Source organism: Mucilaginibacter lappiensis, from assembly GCF_900155965.1.
In the GTDB taxonomy this organism is placed as follows: domain Bacteria; phylum Bacteroidota; class Bacteroidia; order Sphingobacteriales; family Sphingobacteriaceae; genus Mucilaginibacter; species Mucilaginibacter lappiensis.
The window spans coordinates 1-5,921 of sequence record NZ_FTMG01000033.1; the positions used below are offsets into that span (position 1 = coordinate 1).

General features: G+C 47.3%; 2 tRNA genes and 3 rRNA genes. All 5 read left to right on the top strand.

Going from position 1 to position 5,921, the window contains the following annotated elements:
- The first annotated feature begins 301 nt into the window (after positions 1-301).
- Positions 302-1,824 (top strand): 16S ribosomal RNA (locus tag BW976_RS28755).
- Positions 1,825-2,097: 273 nt separating this feature from the next.
- Positions 2,098-2,172: transfer RNA gene (locus BW976_RS28760), tRNA-Ile, on the top strand.
- A 90-nt stretch (positions 2,173-2,262) separates the two neighbouring features.
- A tRNA-Ala gene (locus BW976_RS28765) sits at positions 2,263-2,339 on the top strand.
- 263 nt (positions 2,340-2,602) lie between these two features.
- Positions 2,603-5,483 (top strand): 23S ribosomal RNA (locus BW976_RS28770).
- A gap of 278 nt (positions 5,484-5,761) precedes the next feature.
- Positions 5,762-5,873: ribosomal RNA gene (rrf, locus tag BW976_RS28775) — 5S ribosomal RNA — on the top strand.
- The 16S, 23S and 5S rRNA genes sit together here with 2 tRNA genes alongside, the layout of an rRNA operon.
- The last annotated feature ends 48 nt before the right edge of the window (positions 5,874-5,921 follow it).

Consider the following 5,921-nt stretch of genomic DNA (forward strand, 5'->3'; position numbering starts at 1 on the left):
GAAGTCAGAGCGATTCTGGCGGACAGGAAATGAAAAGTTAAGGAGTGTTAAAACTCCAAGATTATAAAGCGGATCTGAGATAGTGAAGCTGAAAAGTTCTTTTAAGAAATAGAAAATCATGTAGTGTAACGATCGGAAACTAAACCCTTCCGATGAGTTATAAGAAAGCGGGAAGCTGTATAAAGATAACAGTGTGAGTGGAGAGAAGATAGAGGTTAGTGCAAACTGACAACTGCCAACTGCCAGCTCACAATACAGATTCTATTATTAATAATAGGGTCAGAGACAAACAAAACATTTTACAATGGAGAGTTTGATCCTGGCTCAGGATGAACGCTAGCGGCAGGCCTAATACATGCAAGTCGGACGGGATTGGAGAGCTTGCTTTCCATGAGAGTGGCGCACGGGTGCGTAACACGTATGTAACCTACCTTGATCAGGGGGATAGCCTCTCGAAAGAGAGATTAAGACCGCATAACATTATGGTGTGGCATCACACATATAATCAAATATTTATAGGATCAAGATGGGCATGCGGAACATTAGCTAGTTGGTAAGGTAACGGCTTACCAAGGCTACGATGTTTAGGGGATCTGAGAGGATGACCCCCCACACTGGTACTGAGACACGGACCAGACTCCTACGGGAGGCAGCAGTAAGGAATATTGGTCAATGGGCGCAAGCCTGAACCAGCCATGCCGCGTGCAGGAAGACGGCCCTATGGGTTGTAAACTGCTTTTATACCGGAATAAACCTTGATTCGTGAATCAAGCTGAATGTACGGTAAGAATAAGGATCGGCTAACTCCGTGCCAGCAGCCGCGGTAATACGGAGGATCCAAGCGTTATCCGGATTTATTGGGTTTAAAGGGTGCGTAGGTGGTTCTTTAAGTCAGGGGTGAAAGACGGTAGCTTAACTATCGCAGTGCCTTTGATACTGAAGAACTTGAATACACTAGAGGTAGGCGGAATGTGACAAGTAGCGGTGAAATGCATAGATATGTCACAGAACACCAATTGCGAAGGCAGCTTACTATGGTGTCATTGACACTGAGGCACGAAAGCGTGGGGATCAAACAGGATTAGATACCCTGGTAGTCCACGCCCTAAACGATGAATACTCGATGTTGGCGATATACGGTCAGCGTCTAAGCGAAAGCGTTAAGTATTCCACCTGGGGAGTACGCCCGCAAGGGTGAAACTCAAAGGAATTGACGGGGGCCCGCACAAGCGGAGGAGCATGTGGTTTAATTCGATGATACGCGAGGAACCTTACCCGGGCTTGAAAGTTAGTGAATAAAGCAGAGACGCTTTAGTCCTTCGGGACACGAAACTAGGTGCTGCATGGCTGTCGTCAGCTCGTGCCGTGAGGTGTTGGGTTAAGTCCCGCAACGAGCGCAACCCCTATGTTTAGTTGCCAGCACGTCAAGGTGGGGACTCTAAACAGACTGCCTATGCAAATAGAGAGGAAGGAGGGGACGACGTCAAGTCATCATGGCCCTTACGTCCGGGGCTACACACGTGCTACAATGGGCAGTACAGAGGGCAGCTACCTGGCAACAGGATGCCAATCTCATAAAGCTGTTCACAGTTCGGATCGGGGTCTGCAACTCGACCCCGTGAAGTTGGATTCGCTAGTAATCGCGTATCAGCAATGACGCGGTGAATACGTTCCCGGGCCTTGTACACACCGCCCGTCAAGCCATGGAAGCTGGAAGTGCCTGAAGTGCGTAACCGCAAGGAGCGTCCTAGGGTAAAGTCGGTAACTGGGGCTAAGTCGTAACAAGGTAGCCGTACCGGAAGGTGTGGCTGGAATACCTCCTTTCTGGAGCAGTTTCCACAGTAAGTAATGTAACAGTGTTACCTACATGATTATTTCTTAAAATAGATGTGAGATATGAGATATGAGATGTGAGACGAAAGTCTGACACTGTTATCTGGTAACTGGCACTATAAAAAAAACAAAAGAAAACCCAAAAGATGAAACCATTCAGTGGTTTTAATCATCTGAGAGGCTGGATTGTAAGTGATTACGATAGACGATTGCCGAATTGAAGAGAAGAATCCGAAATCGAACATCCGACATCCGAAATCAAAAAGTCCTGTAGCTCAGCCTGGTTAGAGCACTACACTGATAATGTAGGGGTCAGCAGTTCAAATCTGCTCGGGACTACAAAGGTAAGTCAAAAGTCAAAAGGAAAAAGTCAAAAACTGCAAAGGAATGACATAATGACCAGATGAATGATGACAAATCCATCTTTTAGGGGGATTAGCTCAGCTGGCTAGAGCACCTGCCTTGCACGCAGGGGGTCAACGGTTCGAATCCGTTATTCTCCACCACACCCTCCGTTTCCTGAAAGGGATAGGATATCATGCAAGCTACTTAACCGTTTGTTAAGTATGGGGTAAAGTTCTTTGACATATTGGAAGAAGTAATTGAAACAAGAGAAAACAACAGAATAGGGACGTTGTTTGGCTGGAATCAAGATGACAAGAAACAAGAGACAAGACTTCGGTCCTGGTTCTTGAATCCTGAAGTCCTGACTCTACGAACAACTAACTAAAATAAAGACATACCTTGCGGCGCAAAAGGCGCAAGCGTAGAAGAAAGTAAGAAAGGGTACACGGGGGATGCCTTGGCTCTCAGAGGCGATGAAGGACGTGATAAGCTGCGATAAGCCGCGGGGATTAGCAAATATGAATTAATCCGCGGATTTCCGAATGGGGAAACCTAGCTAGTTGAAGACTAGTTGCATAAATGCGCGAACCTGCTGAACTGAAACATCTAAGTAAGCAGAGGAAGAGAAAATAATAATGATTTCCTGAGTAGTGGCGAGCGAAAGGGAAGAAGCCCAAACCAGTTATGTTACGGCATAACTGGGGTTGTAGGACCACAATATGAATATCAAAATGAACCGGAATGGGGTGGGAAACCCAGCCATAGAGCATGAGAGCTGCGTACGGGTAAGTAATGATAGGATAGTGGAATCCTGAGTACCGCGAGGTCGGAGACGCCTTGTGGGAATCTGCCGGCACCATCCGGTAAGGCTAAATACTCCTGAGAGACCGATAGTGAACCAGTACCGTGAGGGAAAGGTGAAAAGAACCCCGAACAGGGGAGTGAAATAGAACCTGAAACCGTGTACTTACAAGCGGTCGGAGCGGTTAACACCGTGACGGCGTGCCTTTTGCATAATGAGCCTACGAGTTACTCTTTCCTGGCAAGGTTAAGTGTTTAAGACACGGATCCGAAGCGAAAGCGAGTCTGAATAGGGCGTATAGTCAGGGGAGGTAGACGCGAAACCTTGTGATCTACCCATGGACAGGTTGAAGGTGCCGTAACAGGTACTGGAGGACCGAACCGATAAACGTTGAAAAGTTTCCGGATGATTTGTGGGTAGGGGTGAAAGGCTAATCAAACTGGGAAATAGCTCGTACTCCCCGAAATGTTTTTAGGAACAGCCTGGCGGTTGAGTTAATAAGAGGTAGAGCTACTAATTGGGTGCGGGGGAGTCAAATCCTACCAAATCCAGATAAACTCCGAATGCTTATTAATATACGCTGGAGTGAGGCTCTGGGTGCTAAGGTCCAGGGCCGAGAGGGAAAGAACCCAGACCATCAGCTAAGGTCCCCAAATTACTGCTAAGTTGAACTAACGAGGTCCGATTGCACAGACAGCTAGGATGTTGGCTTGGAAGCAGCCATTCATTTAAAGAGTGCGTAACAGCTCACTAGTCGAGCGATCGGGCATGGATAATAAACGGGCATCAAGCAGTATACCGAAGCTATGGATTTGCAGTAATGCATCTGGTAGGGGAGCATTCTATATGCCGGCGAAGCAGGAGGGACAACCGACTGTGGAGGATATAGAAAAGCAAATGTAGGCATAAGTAACGATAAGGCGGGAGAGAAACCCGCCCACCGAAAGACTAAGGTTTCCTGATCAACGCTAATCGGATCAGGGTTAGTCGGGGCCTAAGGTGAAGCCGAAGGGCGTAGCCGATGGACAACTGGTTAATATTCCAGTACTTTTTATAACTGCGATGCGGTGACGGAGTAGTGACACTGACGCGAACTGACGGAATAGTTCGTTAAAGGCCGTAGGTATATGGACTGTAGTTAAGTACGCAGACCATGCTGAAAGCTGATAGTACTTGAAACCTTCGGGGGACGAGATAGTTCAGGTAATCAGACTTCCAAGAAAACCCGCTAAGCTTCAGGTTATAAAAACCCGTACCGTAAACCGACACAGGTAGTCGAGGAGAGAATCCTAAGGTGCTCGAGTGAATCATGGCTAAGGAACTCGGCAAAATGGCCCTGTAACTTCGGGAGAAGGGGCGCTTTCAGCAATGGAAGCCGCAGTGAAAAGGCCCAGGCGACTGTTTAACAAAAACACATGGCTATGCAAAATCGAAAGATGACGTATATGGCCTGACACCTGCCCGGTGCCGGAAGGTTAAGAGGGGATGTTAGGAGCAATTCGAAGCATTGAATCGAAGCCCCGGTAAACGGCGGCCGTAACTATAACGGTCCTAAGGTAGCGAAATTCCTTGTCGGGTAAGTTCCGACCTGCACGAATGGTGTAACGATCTGGGCGCTGTCTCAGCCATGAGCTCGGTGAAATTGTGGTATCGGTGAAGACGCCGGTTACCCGCAACGGGACGGAAAGACCCCATGCACCTTCACTACAACTTAACATTGATATCGGATACAGGATGTGTAGGATAGGTGGGAGACTGTGATGCTGCTTCGCTAGGAGTAGTTTAGTCAACGTTGAAATACCACCCTTTCTGTATTTGGTGTCTAACCCTGTAATACGGGGGACATTGTTTGGCGGGTAGTTTGACTGGGGTGGTCGCCTCCAAAAAGGTAACGGAGGCTTTCAAAGGTAAGCTCAGTACGCTTGGTAACCGTACGTGGAGTGCAATAGCATAAGCTTGCTTGACAGTGAGACAGACAAGTCGAGCTGGGTCGAAAGACGGATATAGTGATCCGGTGGTTCTGCATGGAAGGGCCATCGCTCAAAGGATAAAAGGTACGCTGGGGATAACAGGCTGATCTCCCCCAAGAGCTCATATCGACGGGGAGGTTTGGCACCTCGATGTCGGCTCGTCACATCCTGGGGCTGGAGAAGGTCCCAAGGGTTGAGCTGTTCGCTCATTAAAGTGGCACGCGAGCTGGGTTCAGAACGTCGCGAGACAGTTCGGTCCCTATCTGTTGTGGGCGTAGGAAGTTTGAGTGGGGCTGACCTTAGTACGAGAGGACCGGGTTGGACTAACCTCTGGTGAATCTGTTATGGCGCCAGCTGTATTGCAGAGTAGCTACGTTGGGAATAGATAAGCGCTGAAAGCATCTAAGTGCGAAACTAGCCACAAGATGAGACTTCCATTGAGGGTCGTAGGAGACTACTACGTTGATAGGTTACAGGTCTAAAGGTGGTGACATCATAGCCGAGTAATACTAATTGCCCGAAGCTTTCTTCAGATAGAAAAAAGGTTGATAGTGAATGGATCATAGTTCATAGTAATATATTCCATGAACCATGAACTATCAACCACAAACTAAACAACAATGTCTGTTGTTTTCTCGAAATTCAATCACTTCTTTCAATTATTGTCTTAGATATGAGATGTTAGATATGAGATATTAGACGAAAGTCTGAACTCAGAATCTGCTGATCAATCTAAAAAAAAGTAATTAAATGGTTTGTTAAAAAGGGTATGTCTCAAATCTCATATCTAACATCTCAAATCTAAAAATATTCAGGTGCCTATATCGGCGGTGTCTACCTCTTCCCATTCCGAACAGAGAAGTCAAGCCCGCCAGAGCCGATGGTACTGCGGTAAAACGTGGGAGAGTAGGTCGGTGCCCAATCTTAAATCAAGCCCTTGCTGAGTAATCAGTCAAGGGCTTTTTTGTGTT